Consider the following 20502-nt stretch of genomic DNA (forward strand, 5'->3'; position numbering starts at 1 on the left):
TTATATAATATTCATAATTAGTATATGTAACTTTTAATTTAAAATGTTCTTTAATCTACTGAAGAGTCAAAAGTTAATTCCAATAATTTTGTATAAAAAAGATAACACTCTTAGTTGTTTAAAATTCTGGGGGAGTTAAAATTGACACCTTTGGGGATTGGGATAAATGTAGGCTTAGGGGTTTCCAAATATATTTTTAAAAAATAAGGGGGATTATTATGATAGGGAACAATTATTATGCACAAAAACTAAATTCACAAAATTTGTTTAAGGTGTATGAAACTAAAATTCCTAGAGTAAAACAGTATCTAGATGCTGAAATTTCTTTTGTTAGAGATAGTTTGATAGGCAGTGAAAGTATTTTGGAATTAGGTGCAGGTTATGGCCGTATTGTAAAGGAATTAGCAGGAAATTGTAAATCAATTGTGGGTATTGATATTTCTGATGAGAGTGTTTCGTTAGGTAAGGAATATTTAAAGGATATTCCTAATACTAAATTTATAACTATGGACGTAAATAATCTTATATTCCAAGAAAAGTTCGATGTAATACTTTGTCTGCAAAACGGTTTGTCTGCAATGAAGATTAAATCGTCAGATTGGATTGAGAGGGTTTTAGGAATGGTTGAGAGCGGAGGAAAAGTTTATTTTAGTACTTATAGTGAAAAATTTTGGGAATATAGGTTAATGTGGTTTAAAGAGCAGGCTGAGAAGGGGTTGTTGGGTGAGATTGATTTAGATAAAACAAAGGATGGGGTTATAATTTGTAAGGACGGTTTTAGAGCAATTACATATACTCCAAAAGATTTAGATATTATTGGACGTTTATCGGGATATGAATATAAAATTCACGAGGTAGATGAGTCCAGTGTTTTTCTTATTATTCATAAAAAATAGATAAAAAAATTTATTAGATAGTAAAAGACCAGTTATAGATAATTAATAAAAATTAAAGATTTAAATATGTTTTTGAAAAGTTGAAATTAGGATAAAATAATATATGATATAATGTTCTATAGAGTATTAATAAAATTTATTAGGAGAGGCTTTATGTTAGAAATAAAGGGAATAGTTGAAGATATAGTATTTAAAAATGAAGAGAATGGCTATGTGGTAGCTAAAATAGAAAATGAAAAAGAAGATATAACTATAGTGGGATGTATACCATACATAACAGAGGGACAGACTTTATATATGAAGGGGGAATGGGTTAAGCATCCTAAATTTGGTCAACAATTTAAAGTTCAAAGTTGTGAAGAAATAATACCAAATTCTCTTGAAGGAATAGAAAAATATTTAGCATCAGGTATAATTTCAGGCATAGGTTCAGTTACTGCTAAAAAGATAGTAGGTAGATTTGGAGAAGAAACTTTAAATGTATTGGATAATAAAATTGAGAGATTGAAAGAAATTGAGGGTATAGGTGATAAAAAAATTAATTTAATTAAGGAATCATATAGTAAACATAAGGAAGTAAGGAATGTAATGGTGTTTTTACAAACCTATGGAGTTACGGCTAATCAATGCGTTAAGATATATAAAAGATACGGAAAAGATTCTATAAATGTAGTTAAAAACAATCCATATGTTCTAACAGAAGATATAACTGGCATAGGATTTAAAACGGCGGATAAAATTGCTAGAAGTATTGGAATAGATAAAGAATCTCCTTTTAGAATACAAAGTGGTATAAACTATGTAATAAATGAATTTTGTGCTATGGGAAACACCTATATGCCGAGGAAAAATTTAATTGCGGAAGTAAAAAAAATACTTCAAGTAGAGAAGGATATAATAGAGAAAAATATATATGATTCTGCACTAGAAGGGAAAATTAAAATTGAAGATATACAAGGGTGTCTATGCGTATTTAATATTCCTTTTTATTATTCAGAATTAAGTGTTACTAAGAAGATATTAACTTTATCCCTTGTAAATCACGAAGATATGAAAGTTGATGTGCAAGGAGAAATTAAAAAATTTGAAAAGGAAAATGATATTAAGTTCTCCCCGTCACAAAATGAAGCTATAGAAGGGGCTTTAACTTCTGGGATTGAAGTAATTACTGGTGGTCCAGGTACAGGAAAAACTACTATAATAAATTGCATAACTGAAATATTTCAAAGTCAAGGGATGACAGTATTTATGGCTGCTCCTACTGGAAGGGCAGCTAAAAGAATGGAAGAAGCCACTGGACATGAGGCTAAAACGATACATAGATTATTAGAACTAGGATATGGAGATTCTGAAGAGGCATTTTTTTCAAAGGATGAGGATAGCCAGCTAGAATGCGATGTAGTAATAGTAGACGAGGCATCTATGATTGATATAGTGTTAATGAATAGTTTATTAAAGGCAGTGGGGTTAGGTACAAAAGTCATTATAGTAGGAGATGTGGATCAATTGCCTTCAGTAGGACCGGGAAATGTACTGAGGGATATAATAGATAGTAAGTGTGTTAAAGTAGTTAGGTTAAAGGAAATATTTAGACAGGGAAAAGAAAGTATGATTGTAGTAAATGCTCATAAAATAAATGAGGGGCAGATGCCAATTTTAAATAAAAGAGATAAGGATTTTTACTTCATAAAAGAAGAAGACACTAATAAGATAATGAATACTATAGTAGAACTTATATATGAAAGATTACCTAAATTTAATAGCCATTGGAACAAAATGGAGCATATACAAATATTATCTCCTAGTAGAAGGGGAATTCTTGGGGTGGAAAATTTAAATTCTAAACTTCAAGAGGTTTTGAATCCACCTGCAAAATATAAAAATCAAAAAGAATTTAGAAATATGGTTTTTAGAGTAGGGGATAAAGTAATGCAAATTAAAAATAATTACTCCTTAAAGTGGAGTAAGATAAACAGTGAAGAGGAAGGAATAGGAGTATTTAATGGAGATGTAGGGTTTATAGAGGATATAAGTAGTGAAGATAATACTGTTACTGTTGTATTTGATGATGAACGGAGAGTGCTTTATGATTCTGTATATTTAGATGAAATTACATTAGCCTATGCTATGACTATACATAAAAGTCAGGGCAGTGAATTCCCAGTAGTTATAATGCCTATGTTTATGGGGCCAACGCTTCTTATGAATAAAAATTTACTTTATACAGGCATAACTAGGGCCAAAAAGTTAGTGGTACTTGTTGGAAAAGTAAAAGCTCTTCATTTTATGATAAATAATGATAGGAGCTTTGAGAGATATTCTTCATTAGCATGGAGGATAAGTAATTTAATAGAGGAATGATTATAGTACATTTTACTATTTGTAAGTTTAAAATGATAAAATTACAAAAAAAGTAAAGTTTCGTTATAGGATAGTTAACTTATTGCCATGTTGGGGGTGAGTATATTGGTTATAATGAATATGGTTAAGTTTACATACGAAATAGATAAAATAAAAAGAGATATCATCAATTGGTATAATGGAAAAGATAAATACTTAAATATAATTTCTCCACCGTATAATTCATGTGAATTCTTTTTAGATATTATTCAATATGTGGCTAAAAAGCCAGGAAGAATTTTATATATATCCACTAACAAAGGATGTTTAGAAATTGTTGATAACATAAAAAGCAATACTAATTTTAGAGATTATACATTTATTAGAAGTGAGTATTCAAAATATGATTCCAGTTTAGTTATTTGGGATTTGTCATCAATTAGCCAAATCCATGGAGAATTTGATTTGATTATATATGACAATATTAGTGGTATATGTACTACTGATTATAGATTTATTAAAAATATATGTAATAAGTATTGTTCATCTAATGGAAAAATAGTATTTTTTGCTATAGAAACCTTAATGAAAGGTTCTAAGGAAATAAATATGCCACTTCGCAATAATGGCAAGCCTGTAACAGAACCTACTGTATTGTTTACAAGATTAAATATTAATAAAGATATACCTTATGTGGTATATGAATATTTAAATTGGTCAATAAATATAGATAAGAAAATAATAATATATGTACCAGATAAGGATAAAGTAAATAATTTGTATAACTACTTGTTAAAGCTTAAAAATAAATTAAATGCTAATATTGATTTTTTTATAGAGGATAGTAGTGATGTAAAGGTCTTAACAAATTTCTCAAAAAAGAAGAGGGCAATATTAGTTACAAATTACCTAGGAGAAAAATATTTGAATTTTAATAATATAAACATAATGGTTTATTTTGCAGATGATGATAAATTTGATTATAAAAAGCTTGTTTATTTAGCAGGTAGATCAAGCTTTATGGAACAATTTGAGAAAGGAGAGGTTATATTTTTAGCAAAAAAAGAAACTAATGCTATGGCAAAGGCTAAAAATATAACTCGGAATTTTAATAAAGAAGCATGGGAAATGGGATTATTAAGTATTTAAAAAAACTCATTATGTATTTTTTAGATATAGTATATTATAGTGAAGAAGAATGTGTAGTTTGTGGTAAAAAATTATTTCAGGATTTATATTTATGTATTAATTGTAGAGATAAAATTAAAGATTGTGAAGAAAGTATAAAATTTAAAATTTATAATAAGGAAACTAGAATTTACAGCGCTTTATATTATTCCCCTGCTGTTAAGAAAATAGTATTAGGATTAAAGTACAAAAGTGATTTTAGATGTGGAAATATATTAGCAGATTATATGATTAAAATTATAAAGGATAAAGAAATACATTTTGATATGATTACCTATGTACCTTTAAACAAAGAAAACGAAAAAAAGAGAGGATATAATCAGAGCAGATATTTAGCTAAATATATAGGAGAGAAGTTTGATAAAAAGGTTATAGATTGCTTGAAGAAATCTAAAGAAACTAGAGATCAAATAGGGCTTAATGGAAAAGAAAGATGGGTAAATTTAAAAGATAGCTTCAAATTTATAAAGGGTAAGAATATAAAAAATAAAAAAATATTGTTAGTGGATGACGTTATAACTACAGGAGCCACAGCATATTATTGTGTTTCTGAATTGTTAAAAAATAATTCAGATGAAATTATTGTATTGACTGCAGCAAAAAGTAAGATATAATATTATTGTTGGGTTAGGTTTGTGGTTGAAAGTCGATGCCAGTCGCAGGCAAAACGATCCACGTAAGTTAAACAAAGTTTAATGAGCATGGTGCGGCTTAGAAGTAAGTCCTGCCGCTTTAAAGCGAGAGGGTTAGTAGTGAGGGGATAATGCCTAGTAGCAAAAGCTCCAGCAGGCGAGTGTGGGGTCAAAGACCAGGTCAGCTAATTCAGTAAAATAGAGATAAATTTATTTATCTCTATTTTTTTTAGCTTTTTTAGCCCAACAATTTTATTTTAACATAAAACTAATGGTTATGCATCTATTAGATGGATGTGAAATACTTAGCAATAATAAGCATGAATAACCTAGTGCACATAAAGAAAGTAGAATATTTAATTGATTCTGAAAATATGGTTTGAGTTATTGAACCATAAGAGTTAAGATAATAATACAAACAAAATTTATTATTAATTTTTAGCTAATTAAGAGAGGGGCTGGTTTCATGATAGTAAGATTTACTGGAAAAAATATAGAAATGACTGATGCATTAAAAAATATTGTGGAGAAAAAAATGTCTAGATTAGATAGATATTTTGAACCTAACGTACCAGCTAATGTAACTTTAAGTGTACAAAAAAATAATCAAATTATAGAAATTACCATACCTTTTAATGGAATTATATTAAGAGGTGAAGAAACTAACACAGATATGTATGCAGCTATAGACTTAGTAGTAGATAAAATAGAAAGACAAATAAGAAAACAAAAAACGAAATTGGCCAGAAGAAAAGGGTGTTTAGATTCTGTAAGATTTAGTTCCATACCAGATTATGAATGGAAAGAAGATGAACATAAAGACCCTAAGGTGGTAAAAACAAAGAAATTTGCAATAAAACCAATGTCAGCGGAAGAAGCTATTTTACAGATGGAGCTTTTAGGACACAGTTTCTTTGTATATCAAGATGCAGAAACTTCAGATGTAAATGTGGTTTATAAGAGAAATGATGGTAATTATGGATTGATTGAACCTGAATTCTAATATGAAGTAAAAATGCGGTAGAGTCTACCGCATTTTTTTATTTTGCAGGAAATATAAATCGATTTTAAATAAATAAATTTTATGTAATAAAATGGTTAAAAATCTATTTGTAAAGTTGAATATATTTTAAGTAGATGATATAATTTATAGATATTAGAATAATAAATATAAAATTTGAAGAATGGTGAGGTTTAAAATGGGACTATTAGATAAAGTATTTGGGACTTATAGTGAAAGACAATTAAAGAAAATAAAACCTTTAGTAGATAGAATTGAAAGTTATGATGAAAAAATGCAAAAGTTAAGCGATGAGGAGCTTAAAGCAAAAACTGAGGAATTTAAAAAAAGATTAGAAAAAGGTGAAACTTTAGAGGATATTTTACCAGAAGCCTTTGCTGTCGTTAGAGAGGCATCTGTAAGAACGCTAGGACTTAAACACTTTAGAGAGCAGTTAATGGGCGGTGTTATACTTCATCAAGGTAGAATATCTGAAATGAAAACTGGTGAAGGAAAAACTTTAGTTGCAACTTTACCTTCATATTTAAATGCATTAAGTGGTAAAGGAGTACATATAGTTACAGTAAATGATTATCTTGCTAAAAGAGACGCTGAGACTATGGGTAAAATACATGAGTTTCTAGGTTTATCTGTAGGAGTAATTGTCCATGATTTAGACAATGAAGAGAGAAGAGCGGCATATAATTCAGATATAACTTATGGTACTAATAACGAACTGGGGTTTGACTACTTAAGAGATAACATGGTGGTATATAAAGAAGAAAGAGTACAAAGAGAGTTAAACTTCTGTATAGTTGATGAAGTGGACTCTATACTTATAGATGAAGCTAGAACCCCTCTTATAATTTCAGGGGAAGGTGACAAATCTACAGATCTTTATAAAATAGCTCAATTTTTTGTAGCTACTTTGACAAAAGGTGAAAAGAGTGAAGAGGGAGAAGAAACTGGAGATTTTACAATAGATGAAAAAGCTAATGCGGTTATATTAACACAGGCTGGAGTTGAAAAAGCTGAGGCTTTCTTTAAATTAGAAAACTATGCAGATCCTAGTAACATGGAAATTCAACACCACGTAATACAAGCTTTAAAAGCTAACTATATGATGAAAAAAGATAAAGATTATATGGTTAAAGATGGAGAAGTTATAATAGTTGATGAATTTACAGGAAGACTTATGGAAGGTAGAAGATACAGTGATGGACTTCATCAAGCTATAGAAGCTAAAGAGAAAGTTAAGATTCAAAAGGAATCAAAAACACTTGCAACTATAACATTTCAGAATTATTTTAGAATGTATAATAAATTATCTGGTATGACTGGTACTGCAGCTACTGAAGAAAATGAATTTAGGGAAATATATGGATTAGATGTAGTAGTGATTCCTACCCATGAGCCAGTTATAAGAAATGATAGACCAGATAAAGTATATAAATCAGTAAAAGCTAAATATACGGCTATAGTAGATGAAATTGTAGAAACCCATAAGAAAGGTCAACCAATGCTTGTAGGTACAGTTAGCATAGAAAAATCTGAGGTTTTATCTAGCATGTTAAAGAAAAAGGGTGTACCACATCAGGTATTAAATGCTAAGTACCATGAAAAAGAAGCAGAAATAATATCTCATGCAGGAGAAAATGGCATGGTTACAATTGCTACTAATATGGCTGGACGTGGTACGGATATCAAATTAGGTGAAGATGTACCATCTATTGGTGGATTAAAAGTAATAGGAACTGAAAGACATGAATCTAGGCGTATAGATAACCAGTTAAGAGGACGTTCAGGACGTCAAGGAGACCCAGGTGAATCTATATTTTATGTATCTTTCGAAGATGATCTTATGAGAATATTTGCTTCTGATAGATTTAGAACTGTAATGGATAAGTTCGGATTAGAGGATGAAGATGCTATAGAAAGTAAAATGGTAACTAATGCTATAGAAAGTGCTCAAAAGAAGGTTGAAGGAAATAACTTTGACGTGAGAAAAAATGTACTTCAATATGATGATGTTATGAATAAGCAAAGAGAAGTTATATATAAACAAAGAGCAGAGGTTCTAGAAGGTGAAGATTTAAAACAGCAAATTCAGGCAATGATAAAAGATGTTATATATAGTGCCGTGGATTCACATATATCTGGTGTTGAAGATGGATTTGAAAAAGAACTATCTGAGCTAATAAAATATTTAGAAGATCTATATCTTCCAATAGGCTTTATAAAAGTAGAGGATTTAAAAAATCTTAGCAATGAAGAAATAAAGGAAAAATTATTAGATTTAGCTGATACAATGTACAAACAAAAAGAAGAAGAATTTAGTTTAGAAGCTATGAGAGAGGTAGAGAGAGTTTTACTTTTAAGAGTTGTAGATACTAAGTGGATGGACCATATAGATAATATGGAACATTTAAAACAAGGAATAGGACTTAGAGCATATAAACAGCAAGATCCATCTCAGGCATATCAAATGGAAGGTAGTGATATGTTTGATGAAATGATAGAAAGTATTAAAGTGGATACTGTAAAATATTTATATCATGTAAGATTAGAAAATGTACCTGAAAGAGAGAGAGTAGCGAAGATAACTTCAACAAATCAAGAGTCTTCAGGAAAAAGGGAACCAGTGAGAAAACAAGAAAAAATAGGAAGAAACGATCCTTGTCCTTGTGGTTCTGGTAAAAAATATAAAAATTGTTGTGGAAGAGGCGTAGTCTAAATAAAATTGAGTTAGAGATGATTTCATTTCTAACTCAATTTTAATTGATTGAATCACGTAACCACGTATTATAATATTATGTTAACTATGAAAAATAGATGTTTTAGATAAATTTATGCAAAGAAAGAGGTTGGAAATATGTTAATACAATACCAGGAGTTTATAGAAGAAGTGAAAGAGATGAGAAAGATAATAGATGAAGTGAGTGTTTCCCTTTGACTTAGCAGAACTTAAAAATCAATTATCAGAATATGAAAATAAAATGCAGCAGTCAAATTTTTGGAATAACATGGAACAAGCACAGGATATAACTCAAAAGTGCAAAGGAATAAAAGATAAAATAGAATGGTATAATGCGATAACAACTAAAATAGAAGATATAGATACATTAATACAATTATCTTTAGAAGAAGAGGATAATTCTACTTGTGGAGAAATAAAGTCTGAAATTAAAGAGTTAAAAAGTAATATAGATAATATGAAAATACAAACTCTTTTATCTGGAGAATACGATAGGAATAATGCTATTTTAACTTTACATGTAGGAGTTGGTGGAAATGATGCTCAAGATTGGACAGAAATGCTATATAGGATGTATAAAAGGTGGTGTGAAGCAAGGGGATTTAAAGTAGAAGTATTAGATTTTATACCAGCAGATGAAGCTGGTATAAAGGGAGTTACAGTTAAAGTTATTGGAGAATTTGCCTATGGATATTTAAATGCAGAAAAGGGAATACATAGGTTGGTTAGGATATCTCCTTATAATGCTAATGGTAAAAGACAAACTTCTTTTGCCTCTGTAGAAGTACTTCCGGAACTAAGTGAAAGTCAGGATATAGAAATTAGAAGTGACGATTTAAGAATAGATACCTATCGCTCAGGGGGAGCTGGTGGGCAGCATGTTAATAAAACTGAAAGTGCCATAAGAATAACTCATTTGCCTACGGGTATAGTAGTTCAATGTCAAAACGAAAGAAGCCAACACACTAATAAAGAAACAGCTATGAAGATATTAAAGGCTAAATTAGTTGCACTTAAGGAAAGAGAACATAAAGAAAGGATAGAGGATTTAACAGGTGAGTTAAAGGATAATGGATGGGGAAGTCAAATAAGGTCTTATGTGTTTCATCCATATAATCTAGTAAAAGATCATAGAACAGGTGTGGAAACAGGAAATATAACTGCTGTAATGGATGGAGAAATTGATGAATTTATAATAGGATATTTATCACAAAAATAGAGTAAATCTGCATGGATTTACTCTATTTTTATTTGAATGTGCCTAAGGAGGATTTTAATATAATAATTATTTTATGCTTTGTTTATAGTTAGAGGATGTTTTTTTTCTTCCATATATATAATAGCAAGTTACAACAATTATTCCAGTAAAAGATACTATCATAAATACTTTGTAGTAAATTATAAAGGGATTATTTTTGAACGAATATTTAAAAACTTCTTTAGAAGCTACATTAAAACATCTTATAATAGAATCTTCTTTTATAAATTCAACATTGTCTTTTGGAGTATGAATTTTTGATGTGTCATTATCACAAAAAGTTATTGCATCAATATTATGATCTCTAAAAGGCTTGTGGTCGCTAGCATCTTCAAACATTCTATTAAAATTAATTTTTTCATTAGAACAGGTAGTAGAAATAGAATTTAAAAATTCGTTGTCGTAGGAATCTTTTTTACTTCCCATTATGCAGAGGGGAACAGAAGTATTTCCGCCTATCATATCAAAATTGAATACTTTACTTCCTTTAAGTTTCGAAGAATATTTTTCTACAAAGGCGGTAGAACCTACAAATCCGAATTCTTCACCATTAAATGCAATAAAAATTATATCTCTATTAGGTTTGCCCAAGGATTGTATAACTTTACTCATTTCCAGAATAAAAGCTACTCCGGAAGCATTGTCTAGGGCGCCATTATATACATTGCCAGATAAATCTGCACCTACATGGTCATAATGTGCAGATAATACCAAGGGTGGTAGACTTTTGTCCTTGCCTTCTATTTTGGCAGTGACATTATTTACATAGGTATCTTTAATAGTATAGGGAATGTAGCAGTTTAAAGTATATCCATTTTTAATGTAGTTGTAAATTTGGGATAAGGTATCTTTTGTTATCATTACATACATACTAGCAGGGGCATCTATCATGAAAGAGCTTCTGAAATCTAAGCCATTTGAAGTGCAATAAAAAACAACTGAGGAGTCTTTAACAGTTGCTCTTATACCGTCACCACTAAAATTACAATTATCTCTTGTAAAAATTATATTATTTTCTTTGAAATTAAGCATATCTTCCTTATAGTCTACTCCATATTTGAATTCTTTAACTACATTATTATTTTTATCAATTACATTTAAATAAGGAGCTTTATTGGAGATTTTCGAAGGATATTTAATCTTAAATGATTGCAAGTAATTTTTATCTAAGGGTTGGAGTTTGTAATTTTTAAATTGTGACTTTATATATTGTTCTGCTATGCGGTTTTCTAATGTACCAGGAAGCCTTCCTTGTAATCGGTCAGAAGATAAGTAATTTATATGTTTGATTACTTTATCAGTATTAAATTTATTGAGACATATATAAGTTTTAAAACTAAATAAGAAGGAAATAGTGAATACAGATAGTAAGAATATAATAAAAAAATTCTTTGACTTTTTCATAGTAACCTCTCTATATTAATGTTTGTATATGAATATGTATATAATTTTTAAAATATGATATAACTATGGCTAAAGTGTTAGTTTTTTCTATTGCTATGTTGTAAAAAGCATTAAATTAATTTAAACTTATATAGTAGCTTAAGTACATTTAAATAAATAACTGGAGGTAAATATGAAGAATATAAATAATAAATTAGCAAAAGAATTTAATATAAATCTCAATATAATTGAGAATATAATTGGTATGTTAGATGAAGGCAATACAGTGCCATTTATAGCTAGATATAGAAAAGAAAGAACTGGTGGATTAGATGATCAAGTGCTTAGAGAATTTAATGAGAGGCTAGTTTATTTAAAAAACTTGGAGGAAAGAAAAGAAACAATAATAAAAAGCATAGAGGAACAAGGAAAATTAACGGATCAAATAAAGGAATCTATTTTCAAATGTGATACATTAACTGAAGTAGAAGATTTATATAGACCATATAAGCCTAAGAAAAGAACAAGAGCTATTATTGCCCAGGAAAAAGGATTGAAACCCCTTGCAGAAACTATTTTAAATGGAGAATTTTCAGGAGATATATTAGAATATGCAAGAAAATTTGTAAATGAAGAGAAAGGTGTGAAAAGTGAAGAGGAAGCGCTAAAGGGTGCCATGGATATAATAAGTGAAATAATATCTGATGAAGCAGATTATAGAAAATGGATAAGGAATTTTGTAAATAAGCATGGTTTTATAATTACTAAAGGAGAAAGTGAAGAGAGTACTCCTTTTGAAATGTACTATGATTATAAAGAAGATGTTTCTAAAATACCTCCTCACAGAATATTAGCTATAAATAGAGGAGAAAGTGAAAAAGTATTGTCAGTGAAAATACAGTGTGATGAAGAAAAAATAGTGGATTACTTAAAGGATAAGTGCTTAAAAGGAAATGGTATTACAGACGCATATATTGAAGATAGTATAAGGGATTCTCTAAAAAGACTCATATATCCTTCCATTGAAAGGGAAATAAGAAGTGAACTAAAGGAAAAGGGAGAGATATCAGCTATAAATATATTTAAAGCTAATTTGAAATCTCTTTTAATGCAGCCACCTATAAAAGGAAAGGGAGTTTTAGGATATGACCCTGGATTTAGAACAGGATGTAAAATTGCAATATTAGATGATACAGGTAAAATGTTAGATTTAGCTACAATATATCCTACAGCACCTGCAAATGATATAGAGGGTTCAATTAAGAAACTTAAAGATTTAGTTTACAAATATAACGTAGATGTAATATCTTTAGGAAATGGAACTGCTAGTAGGGAATCAGAAGAAGTTATAGTACAGCTTATCAAAGAAGTTAAAGAGGAGAAGGAAAAGGAATTATACTATGTTATAGTTTCAGAAGCAGGAGCTTCTGTATATTCTGCATCTAAGCTTGCAGCTAAAGAGTATCCAGATGTAGATGTATCTTTAAGAGGAGCTATATCTATAGGAAGAAGACTTCAAGATCCCTTATCAGAATTAGTAAAAATAGATCCTAAATCCATAGGAATAGGCCAATATCAGCATGATGTAGCTCCTAAAAAATTAGATGAATCTTTAAAGGGAGTAGTAGAAGATTGTGTTAATAATGTTGGGGTAGATTTAAATATAGCCACACCATCCTTGCTATCATATATTTCTGGCATAAGTGCATCTGTAGCAGAAAATATAGTAAAGTACAGAGAAGAAAATGGAAAATTTAGTAGCAGAAAAGAACTTTTAAAGGTAAAAAGACTTGGACCTAAGGTGTTTGAACAATGTGCAGGTTTTTTAAGAGTTATGGAAAGTGATGAACCTCTTGACAACACAGCAGTGCATCCGGAGTCTTATAAGGCTGCCAAAAGTTTACTGGAAATATTAGAACTAAATTTATTGGAATTAAAAAAAGGTGGATTAAAAGAAGTTGATGAAAAATTAGAGAATAAAAGTATGAGAAGTTTAGCTGAAGAATTGCAAATAGGTATTCCAACTTTAAAAGACATAATAAATGAGCTTAAAAAGCCGGGAAGGGATCCGAGAGAGGAAATGCCAAAGCCAATTTTAAAGTCAGGTGTAATAGAGATGAATCAGTTAAAGCCTGGTATGGTTTTAACTGGAACTGTAAGAAATGTTTCTGATTTTGGAGCTTTTGTAGATATAGGAGTGCATCAGGATGGATTGGTTCACATAAGCCAAATGTCGGATAAATTTGTGAAACATCCACTGGATGTAGTAAAGGTTGGGGATATAGTAGAAGTTAAAATTTTAGATGTGGATGAAAAGAGAAAAAGGATTTCCTTAACAATGAAAAAATAAAAGAGATTGTGTGGCTCTAGAAATTAATTTCTAGAGTCTCATAATCTCTTTTTATATTTCATTTTGATTTCTATATTTTCCAAGAATATCTGTCACTGGTGAAACAGTAGTAAATGCAGCAGGGTCTACGGAACGTACAATTTCCTTGAGTTGTGATAATTCATTCTTTTGTATTACTACATAAATAAATTTCTTATCTGTGTTAGAGTAACTTCCTTTAGCTTCTAGTACAGTAACACCTCTTAAAAGTTTTATTTGAATTTCTTTTACTAAATTTTCAGCATTGTCGCAGATTATTATACATTGCTTAGTTGAGGATATACCTTCTTGAATAATATCCATAGTTTTAGTTCTAGTAAAACTTAATATAAATGCATATAGTACTGAATTTAGTCCAAATACATAGGCAACTAGCAAATAAACTAATATATCTTCCACTAATAATATAGTAGATAATTGTAGGCTTGGAAATTTTGCGCTTATTATTTTAGCAGATATGTCTAGTCCTCCAGTAGAGCCCCCAGCCATAAATATAAGAGCTATAGCTACACCTATTAGTATTCCGCAAAATACGGAGCCTAGTAATACATCATCAAAGGGTTTAAATTTGTAATGCAAATTTAAAAAATCTATAAGTATAGAGGAAAGGAAAACTATAAATCCACTTCTTATAGCAAATTTTCTCCCTAATAATTTAAAACCAAATAAAAATAAAGGTACATTTATTAATAAAGATGCCATACCAACTTTAAGACCAAATAACTGGTTTAAGGAAGTAGCAATACCGGTTACTCCTCCAGCACCTATTTTACTAGGAATTAATATGGCTGATATAGCTATTGCAAATAAAATACAACCAGCAGTTAAAAGAATATAATCTTTAATTATTTTCTTCATAGCAAATCATCTCCTATCAATCTAATATTTTCATGTGCCTTAAGTTTAAAAACACAGAAAATAAATATCATAAAATATGTTTATAGCGAATACTATACTAGCATAAAAGTTACTACATAACAATATGATTATGTGTTTTTTCATGAAATTGAAAGAGATATTGCAAAAAAAATAACAATATAATTATTTTGCATTACATTTTATTTCATAAATGGATGAAAATATAATTAGTATATATAATAGATTTATAAAAATATATTTTTATATAAAAAGTATAGCATAAAAGCAGAAAATATATCATAAATAAAGAAAAAAGTATATTCTAATAATATAAAGGGTTTTTTTATGATTAAAAGGGTATTTTGAATATTGCACTTTTTCTTGCATGATGGTAAAGTAAAAGGAGTGTAAATGTTTAGGAATAGAATTATTGAATTGAAGATGCATTTAATAAGGAGGCTATGAAATGAGTTTCGTAGATGAGTTAAAAGAATTAAAAATACAAACAACAAAAAATATATTTAGAAATTTATCAGTACCTCAGCTAGTGGAGAAAGCATTAGAAAGAGGAGAAGGAAGACTATCAAGTAAGGGTTCTTTAGTTGTGGAGACAGGAAAATATACTGGAAGATCCCCTAAAGACAGATTCATAGTTAAACAAAAAAGTACAGAGAATAGAATTAATTGGGGAGAAGTTAACTTACCAACTACGGAAGAGGTTTTTAACAACTTATATAATAAAGTTATGGAATATTTAAAAGACAAAGATTTATTTGTTTTTGATGGATATGTAGGTGCTATGAAGGAATACAGCCTTCCTATAAGAGTTGTAAACGAATTAGCGTCTCAAGCTATATTTTCAAATCAATTATTTAGAAGACTAAATAAGGACGAGCTTCAAAATCATAAACCAGAGTTTACAATTATAGCTGTACCAGAATTTAAAGCTAATGCTGAAGAAGATAAGATAAATTCAGAGGCATTTATTTTAGTGAATTTTGATAAAAAAATAGTATTGATCGGTGGAACAAAGTATAGTGGAGAAATAAAGAAATCAGTGTTCTCTGTAATGAATTTCTTAATGCCAGACAAGGGAGTATTCCCAATGCACTGTTCAGCTAACATAGGAGAAGCTGGTGACACTTCTATATTCTTCGGATTATCTGGTACAGGAAAAACCACTTTATCAGCAGATCCAGAAAGATTATTAATTGGTGATGATGAGCATGGATGGTGTGATAAAGGAACATTCAACTTTGAAGGTGGATGCTACGCTAAAACTATAAGATTAGATAAGGAAAAAGAATGGGAAATATATGAGGCATTAAAATTTGGTTCTGTTTTAGAAAATGTTATCTTAGATGAAGAAGGTAATCCAGATTATGACAATGGATCTCTTACAGAAAATACAAGAGGAGCATATCCTGTTGATTATATAAAAAATGTAAAATTAGATGGTATCGGTGGACAACCTAATACGGTTATATTTTTAACAGCTGATGCTTTTGGAGTTATACCTCCTATATCAAAATTATCTAAAGAAGCTGCTATGTATCATTTTATGTCAGGTTATACAAGCAAGGTTGCTGGTACTGAAAGAGGAATAACTGAGCCAAAGGCTACTTTCTCAGCTTGTTTTGGAGAGCCATTTATGCTTATGAACCCATCAGTATATGCAGAACTTTTAGGAGAAAAGATTGAAAAATATAATACTGATGTATATTTAGTTAACACAGGATGGATAGCTGGAGGATATGGAGTAGGACCAAGAATGAATTTAAAATATACTAGAGCTATGGTCAAAGCTGCTATTCAAGGACAATTAAAAAATGTAGAATATGAAGAACATCCAGTGCTAAAAGTTCTTATGCCAAAGGAATGTCCAAATGTTCCAACGGAGCTATTAAATCCTAAAAATACTTGGGAAAATAAAGATGCATATGATAAAAAAGCTAAGGAACTAGCAGAAAAATTCCAAAATAACTTTAAAAAATTTAAAAATGTACCAGATGAAATAAAAAAAGCTGCTCCGATAGTATAGAAATTTTAAAGTAATTAGACCTTTACACCGAAAATATAGTATAGATATATTTTCGGTGTTTATTTTTATATATAAAAAGGAGGGGCGACAAATGAAGAATAAGTTTTTTAAACTTTTACTTATGGGATTATTAGTGGCCATAGTAGCAGTAGCTTTTAATAAATATGGATTTGTAAAGTCTAATGAGAATAAAGTTAATGTGGAGAAGTGGGACAATTTATACTCTGAGGCAAATATTAAATTTTATTATCAAGATAAAGAAGACATGAATATTAAAAAAATAGAGGACACTTTTAAACTTAAAGAGTTAATTAAAAATGAAAATGATGATTTGAAAAAAGCTTTAGTTATCATGAAGTGGCTAAGTGAAAGGGTGAAGTACAATCCTAATAGCATGAGTAGTGAAGAATTTGCTATTGAAACAATAAAAAAAGCTAAGGAAAATGCAGTAACTATAAATGACGAGGATTATTGTTCAATATATACAGAATTAGCAACAGCAGCTGGATTGAATGTAAGAAAGGGAGAATTAAGAGTTAAAGAAGCTAATAAATATAAGAAAAAGTATAATCATTTTGTATGTGAAGTGTGGAGTGATAAATATAATAAATGGATAATGTTAGATCCCGCTAATTTACACTATATAACTAACAAGGGAGAGCCTATAAGTGTAATGGAAGTTATAAGTAAGAGGGATGATAATATAGAAATATTAGGTGGAAGTGATTCTAAAAAGTATATGAAAAATTTAAAAAAATACTTATATTCATATACTATTCCTATAGATAATAGTATATATGGAATTAGAAAAAGTAATTCGTTTATAACCTATATAAATAAAGGAGATTTACCAGAGATTTATATAAAAGATTCTATAATAGAACCTACTATTTTTACTAATAAGCAAGTTTTATTTAATATTTCTCCTAAAATAAAATATCAACCTGAAAAAGTAGTGAAAAAAGATGCTGTTCCTACATTAATATTTTCAGAACAAAACAGTAAAAAGGATAAAGATAAAGATAAAGATAAAGATAAAGATAATGAGAAAATACAATTATATGGAGGGGTATTTAGAGATAGTGTAATGGTGGACAAATATTATATAAGTGTAAATGCTGGCAAGTGGAAAGAAGTAAATAAATATTTTGAAATAACCCTATTAGAAGGAAAAAATACAATAAAGCTTTCAATGAATAAAGAGAAGGTTCAGAGGGAAGTAATTATAAATTATAATTTACAAAAGTAATAGGTAAAAAATACAATGTAGTTTTTAAAGAGGTATATAAACACTGTTACATCACTAGATAGCGAATTCTAACTTTTAGATGGAGTTAAAACTTCACCTAAAGGTTAGAATTCTGTTTATAATTGGTTGAATTGTTTTAGCTATGTATTGTATAATTATTAAAGTGTTACAACAAGAGCTTTTCAAATATTGGAGGTAAATAATATGGACTTAGTACTTATATTAAAAGCTATTATAACAGGAATAGTTGAGGGGATAACAGAGTTTTTACCTGTATCATCTACTGGACATATGATAATAGTACAAAATTTTATAAATTTTAATAACGACTTTTCTAAAATGTTTGCTGAAGTCATTCAGTTAGGGGCTATATTAGCTATAGTGGTTTTATATTGGAATAAAATATGGAAATCACTTAAGAATCTTGCACCAGGAAAATGGGGATTTAAGCTTTGGTTAAATATTGTAGTTGCTTGTATTCCATCAGGAGTATTAGGAATTCTTTTTCATAAAAAAATAGAGGAACATCTATTTAGTATTCCAACTGTAGCAGCGGCATTGGTATTAGGCGGAATATGGATGGTATATGCTGAGAATAAGCATAGAAAGAATTACTATACTAGGGACATGGATGATGTGACACTAGTACAAGCACTTAAAATTGGTTGTTTTCAGTGTTTAGCACTTTGGCCAGGAATGTCTAGGTCTGCTTCTACTATAATAGGAGCTTGGATTAGTGGACTTTCTACAGTGGCAGCAGCAGAATTCTCTTTTTTCTTAGCAATACCTACTATGATAGGTATGTCAGGAATAAGTTTATTAAAATATAAAGCTGTATTAAGTATTTCAGAAATAGTGGCTTTAGCTGCAGGATTCTTAGTATCTTTTATAGTAGCATTAATTGTAGTGGACAAGTTTATGGGATATCTACAGAAAAAACCTATGAAAGTTTTTGCAATCTATAGAATAATAATTGGTATTTTATTATTAGGATTATCATTTGCACATGTTATTACAGTTTAGGATTATATTGTTTTAAACTTACTTGATAAAATAAAGAAAAAATTACAATTATAATTATAATGGGATGGCTCAAAGAAATAAAAAGTATTTGAATCATCCCATTGGAATTCTATTTTAAATAATAATTAACTCAACTTTCGCACATAAAGTTCAAGCTCTACATTAGATTAATAAGGGTTTTTGATTTAAAATTTAGAATGTAAAATAGGAATTTGTAGAGTAGGTAAGAGTGAAAAAGTAAGAGCTAAGAGGTAAAAAGTAAGAAGTAAAAAGTAAGAGTGAAAAGGTAAAAAGTAAGAAGTAAAAAGTAAGAGCTAAGAGGTAAAAAAGTAAGAAGTAAAAAGTAAGAGTGAAAAGGTAAGAACTAGTAGGTAAAAAAGTAAGAGCTCTTGAAAAAATTCAGCAAGGCTGAATTTTCAGCACAACTATTACTTAGTACCTATTACTTGCAAATTAATTATAAAAAACTCTCTGAGTTTTATCTTTAACTCTTACTTCTTACTTCTTAGCTCTTAACTCTTAACTATTGCTTACTACTTACCTGCAAATTTCAAATTATAGTTAGTTTATAAAAGAGCTTTATTCTTCATTTTAAATTTTTATTTTATAACTGCAAAAGTTGAATAATTAAATCAATATTATAGATAAAAATAATTGTTTAGAGAAGATAATTGTAAGTAATAAATATGCTATAAAATGATTAACCCACAAAAAGCATTATATTACTTGAATTATGAAATTTCTCTGGAATGACTTGCATAAGAAGCGAAGGAACTGTTTAAATTTAATTTTAGAAATTCTTCTTTTAGACAGATAAAATTATCGTAAGCCTGGCAAGGACGCCAGGCTAGCGAACCTGAGGCAGGACGCTGAATGTGAGCGTTAGATAATTTTATATGGCTAAAAGATTAGAATTTCTTAAATTAAATTTATTGTTCCGAGCTTTTATGCAAGTCATGGAGGAGAAATTTTATAATTCCACCACATTGTACCTTATTGTGGGTTAATCATAAAATAAATATAAAAAAATATTTTAATTTTGTTGACAAAAGATATTTAAGATGATAGAATATTATTCGTTGAAGGACACAAACTGGTCTTTGAAAATTAAACAGAGATGATGATGATAAATCATAAAGTCAGTGAATTTGAGTTTGAGATTAAACTTTTAAATTGAGAGTTTGATCCTGGCTCAGGACGAACGCTGGCGGCGTGCCTAACACATGCAAGTCGAGCGATGAAGTTCCCTTCGGGGAATGGATTAGCGGCGGACGGGTGAGTAACACGTGGGCAACCTGCCTCAAAGAGGGGAATAGCCTCCCGAAAGGGAGATTAATACCGCATAAAATTACGAAATCGCATGGTTTTGTAATCAAAGGAGTAATCCGCTTTGAGATGGGCCCGCGGCGCATTAGCTAGTTGGTAAGGTAAAGGCTTACCAAGGCGACGATGCGTAGCCGACCTGAGAGGGTGATCGGCCACATTGGAAC

12 protein-coding genes, 1 rRNA gene and 3 pseudogenes (1 of these 16 cut by a window edge) are annotated in these 20502 nt (G+C 29.5%); 14 read left to right on the plus strand and 2 right to left on the minus strand.

From position 1 onward, the window contains the following. The first annotated feature begins 218 nt into the window (after nt 1-218). From C1715_RS14490 to prfB, 7 genes are all read left to right on the plus strand, one after another. Nucleotides 219-896 carry a class I SAM-dependent methyltransferase gene (locus tag C1715_RS14490; RefSeq protein ID WP_180964103.1) on the plus strand — a complete coding sequence of 226 codons (678 nt, stop codon included), beginning with the start codon at nt 219-221 and terminating at the stop codon, nt 894-896. Nucleotides 897-1049: 153 nt separating this feature from the next. Then, the gene (gene recD2, locus C1715_RS14495) at nt 1050-3257 is read left to right on the plus strand and encodes an SF1B family DNA helicase RecD2 (protein WP_102401172.1); all 2208 of its coding nucleotides are present in this window, start codon (nt 1050-1052) and stop codon (nt 3255-3257) included. Nucleotides 3258-3377: 120 nt separating this feature from the next. Next, a complete protein-coding gene (locus C1715_RS14500; protein ID WP_207654983.1) occupies nt 3378-4385 on the plus strand; it encodes a hypothetical protein in 1008 nt (335 codons plus the stop codon). Nucleotides 4386-4396: 11 nt separating this feature from the next. Beyond that, nucleotides 4397-5038: a ComF family protein gene (locus C1715_RS14505; RefSeq protein WP_242971967.1), complete on the plus strand. Its 642-nt coding sequence runs from the start codon at nt 4397-4399 to the stop codon at nt 5036-5038. 484 nt (nt 5039-5522) lie between these two features. After that, complete coding sequence (hpf, locus tag C1715_RS14510; RefSeq protein ID WP_102401175.1) at nt 5523-6059, plus strand: ribosome hibernation-promoting factor, HPF/YfiA family; 537 nt, start codon at nt 5523-5525, stop codon at nt 6057-6059. 196 nt (nt 6060-6255) lie between these two features. Further along, a complete protein-coding gene (gene secA, locus C1715_RS14515; RefSeq protein WP_102401176.1) occupies nt 6256-8790 on the plus strand; it encodes a preprotein translocase subunit SecA in 2535 nt (844 codons plus the stop codon). A 138-nt stretch (nt 8791-8928) separates the two neighbouring features. Further along, nucleotides 8929-10030, plus strand: a protein-coding gene (gene prfB / locus C1715_RS14520; protein WP_102401177.1) for a peptide chain release factor 2 whose coding sequence is annotated in 2 segments (ribosomal slippage) — nt 8929-9006 and nt 9008-10030 — 1101 coding nt in all. Because the reading frame shifts where the segments join, the coding sequence is not laid out codon by codon here. 66 nt (nt 10031-10096) lie between these two features. Here the strand turns inward: prfB and C1715_RS14525 are convergent. Then, the gene (locus tag C1715_RS14525) at nt 10097-11473 is read right to left on the minus strand and encodes a M28 family metallopeptidase (protein WP_102401178.1); all 1377 of its coding nucleotides are present in this window, start codon (nt 11471-11473) and stop codon (nt 10097-10099) included. Nucleotides 11474-11645: 172 nt separating this feature from the next. Here C1715_RS14525 and C1715_RS14530 point away from each other — a divergent pair. From C1715_RS14530 to C1715_RS20325, 3 pseudogenes are all read left to right on the plus strand, one after another. Then, nucleotides 11646-13353 (plus strand): annotated as a pseudogene (locus C1715_RS14530) (Tex-like N-terminal domain-containing protein); the annotation flags it as partial. 5 nt (nt 13354-13358) lie between these two features. After that, nucleotides 13359-13466: pseudogene (locus tag C1715_RS20320) on the plus strand (hypothetical protein); the annotation flags it as partial. After that, nucleotides 13446-13802, plus strand: a pseudogene (locus tag C1715_RS20325) (S1 RNA-binding domain-containing protein); the annotation flags it as partial. The pseudogenes C1715_RS20320 and C1715_RS20325, both read left to right, overlap by 21 nt. A 51-nt stretch (nt 13803-13853) precedes the next feature. Here the strand turns inward: C1715_RS20325 and C1715_RS14535 are convergent. Then, nucleotides 13854-14699 (minus strand): YitT family protein, encoded by an 846-nt coding sequence (locus tag C1715_RS14535; RefSeq protein ID WP_102401180.1) that lies wholly within the window; start codon nt 14697-14699, stop codon nt 13854-13856. Nucleotides 14700-15165: 466 nt separating this feature from the next. Here C1715_RS14535 and pckA point away from each other — a divergent pair, with 466 nt between their 5' ends. The 4 genes from pckA to C1715_RS14555 form a co-directional block, all read left to right on the plus strand. Continuing rightward, on the plus strand, nt 15166-16740 hold the full coding sequence (pckA, locus tag C1715_RS14540; RefSeq protein ID WP_102401181.1) for a phosphoenolpyruvate carboxykinase (ATP): 1575 nt from the start codon (nt 15166-15168) through the stop codon (nt 16738-16740). Between the two features lie 91 nt (nt 16741-16831). Further along, on the plus strand, nt 16832-17989 hold the full coding sequence (locus C1715_RS14545) for a transglutaminase domain-containing protein (RefSeq protein ID WP_102401182.1): 1158 nt from the start codon (nt 16832-16834) through the stop codon (nt 17987-17989). A gap of 204 nt (nt 17990-18193) precedes the next feature. Next, nucleotides 18194-19012: an undecaprenyl-diphosphate phosphatase gene (locus C1715_RS14550; protein WP_102401183.1), complete on the plus strand. Its 819-nt coding sequence runs from the start codon at nt 18194-18196 to the stop codon at nt 19010-19012. A gap of 1169 nt (nt 19013-20181) precedes the next feature. Then, nucleotides 20182-20502, plus strand: a 16S ribosomal RNA gene (locus C1715_RS14555) (it continues 1192 nt past the right edge of the window).

Source organism: Haloimpatiens massiliensis (assembly GCF_900184255.1).
Lineage (GTDB): Bacteria > Bacillota > Clostridia > Clostridiales > Clostridiaceae > Haloimpatiens > Haloimpatiens massiliensis.

Coding starts and splice junctions, on each gene's coding strand:
- C1715_RS14490 (WP_180964103.1), top strand. CDS start 219: ATGATAGGGAACAATTATTATGCACAAAAACTAAATTCACAAAATTTG.
- recD2 (WP_102401172.1), top strand. CDS start 1,050: ATGTTAGAAATAAAGGGAATAGTTGAAGATATAGTATTTAAAAATGAA.
- C1715_RS14500 (WP_207654983.1), top strand. CDS start 3,378: ATGGTTAAGTTTACATACGAAATAGATAAAATAAAAAGAGATATCATC.
- C1715_RS14505 (WP_242971967.1), top strand. CDS start 4,397: ATGTATTTTTTAGATATAGTATATTATAGTGAAGAAGAATGTGTAGTT.
- hpf (WP_102401175.1), top strand. CDS start 5,523: ATGATAGTAAGATTTACTGGAAAAAATATAGAAATGACTGATGCATTA.
- secA (WP_102401176.1), top strand. CDS start 6,256: ATGGGACTATTAGATAAAGTATTTGGGACTTATAGTGAAAGACAATTA.
- C1715_RS14525 (WP_102401178.1), bottom strand. CDS start 11,473: ATGAAAAAGTCAAAGAATTTTTTTATTATATTCTTACTATCTGTATTC.
- C1715_RS14535 (WP_102401180.1), bottom strand. CDS start 14,699: ATGAAGAAAATAATTAAAGATTATATTCTTTTAACTGCTGGTTGTATT.
- pckA (WP_102401181.1), top strand. CDS start 15,166: ATGAGTTTCGTAGATGAGTTAAAAGAATTAAAAATACAAACAACAAAA.
- C1715_RS14545 (WP_102401182.1), top strand. CDS start 16,832: ATGAAGAATAAGTTTTTTAAACTTTTACTTATGGGATTATTAGTGGCC.
- C1715_RS14550 (WP_102401183.1), top strand. CDS start 18,194: ATGGACTTAGTACTTATATTAAAAGCTATTATAACAGGAATAGTTGAG.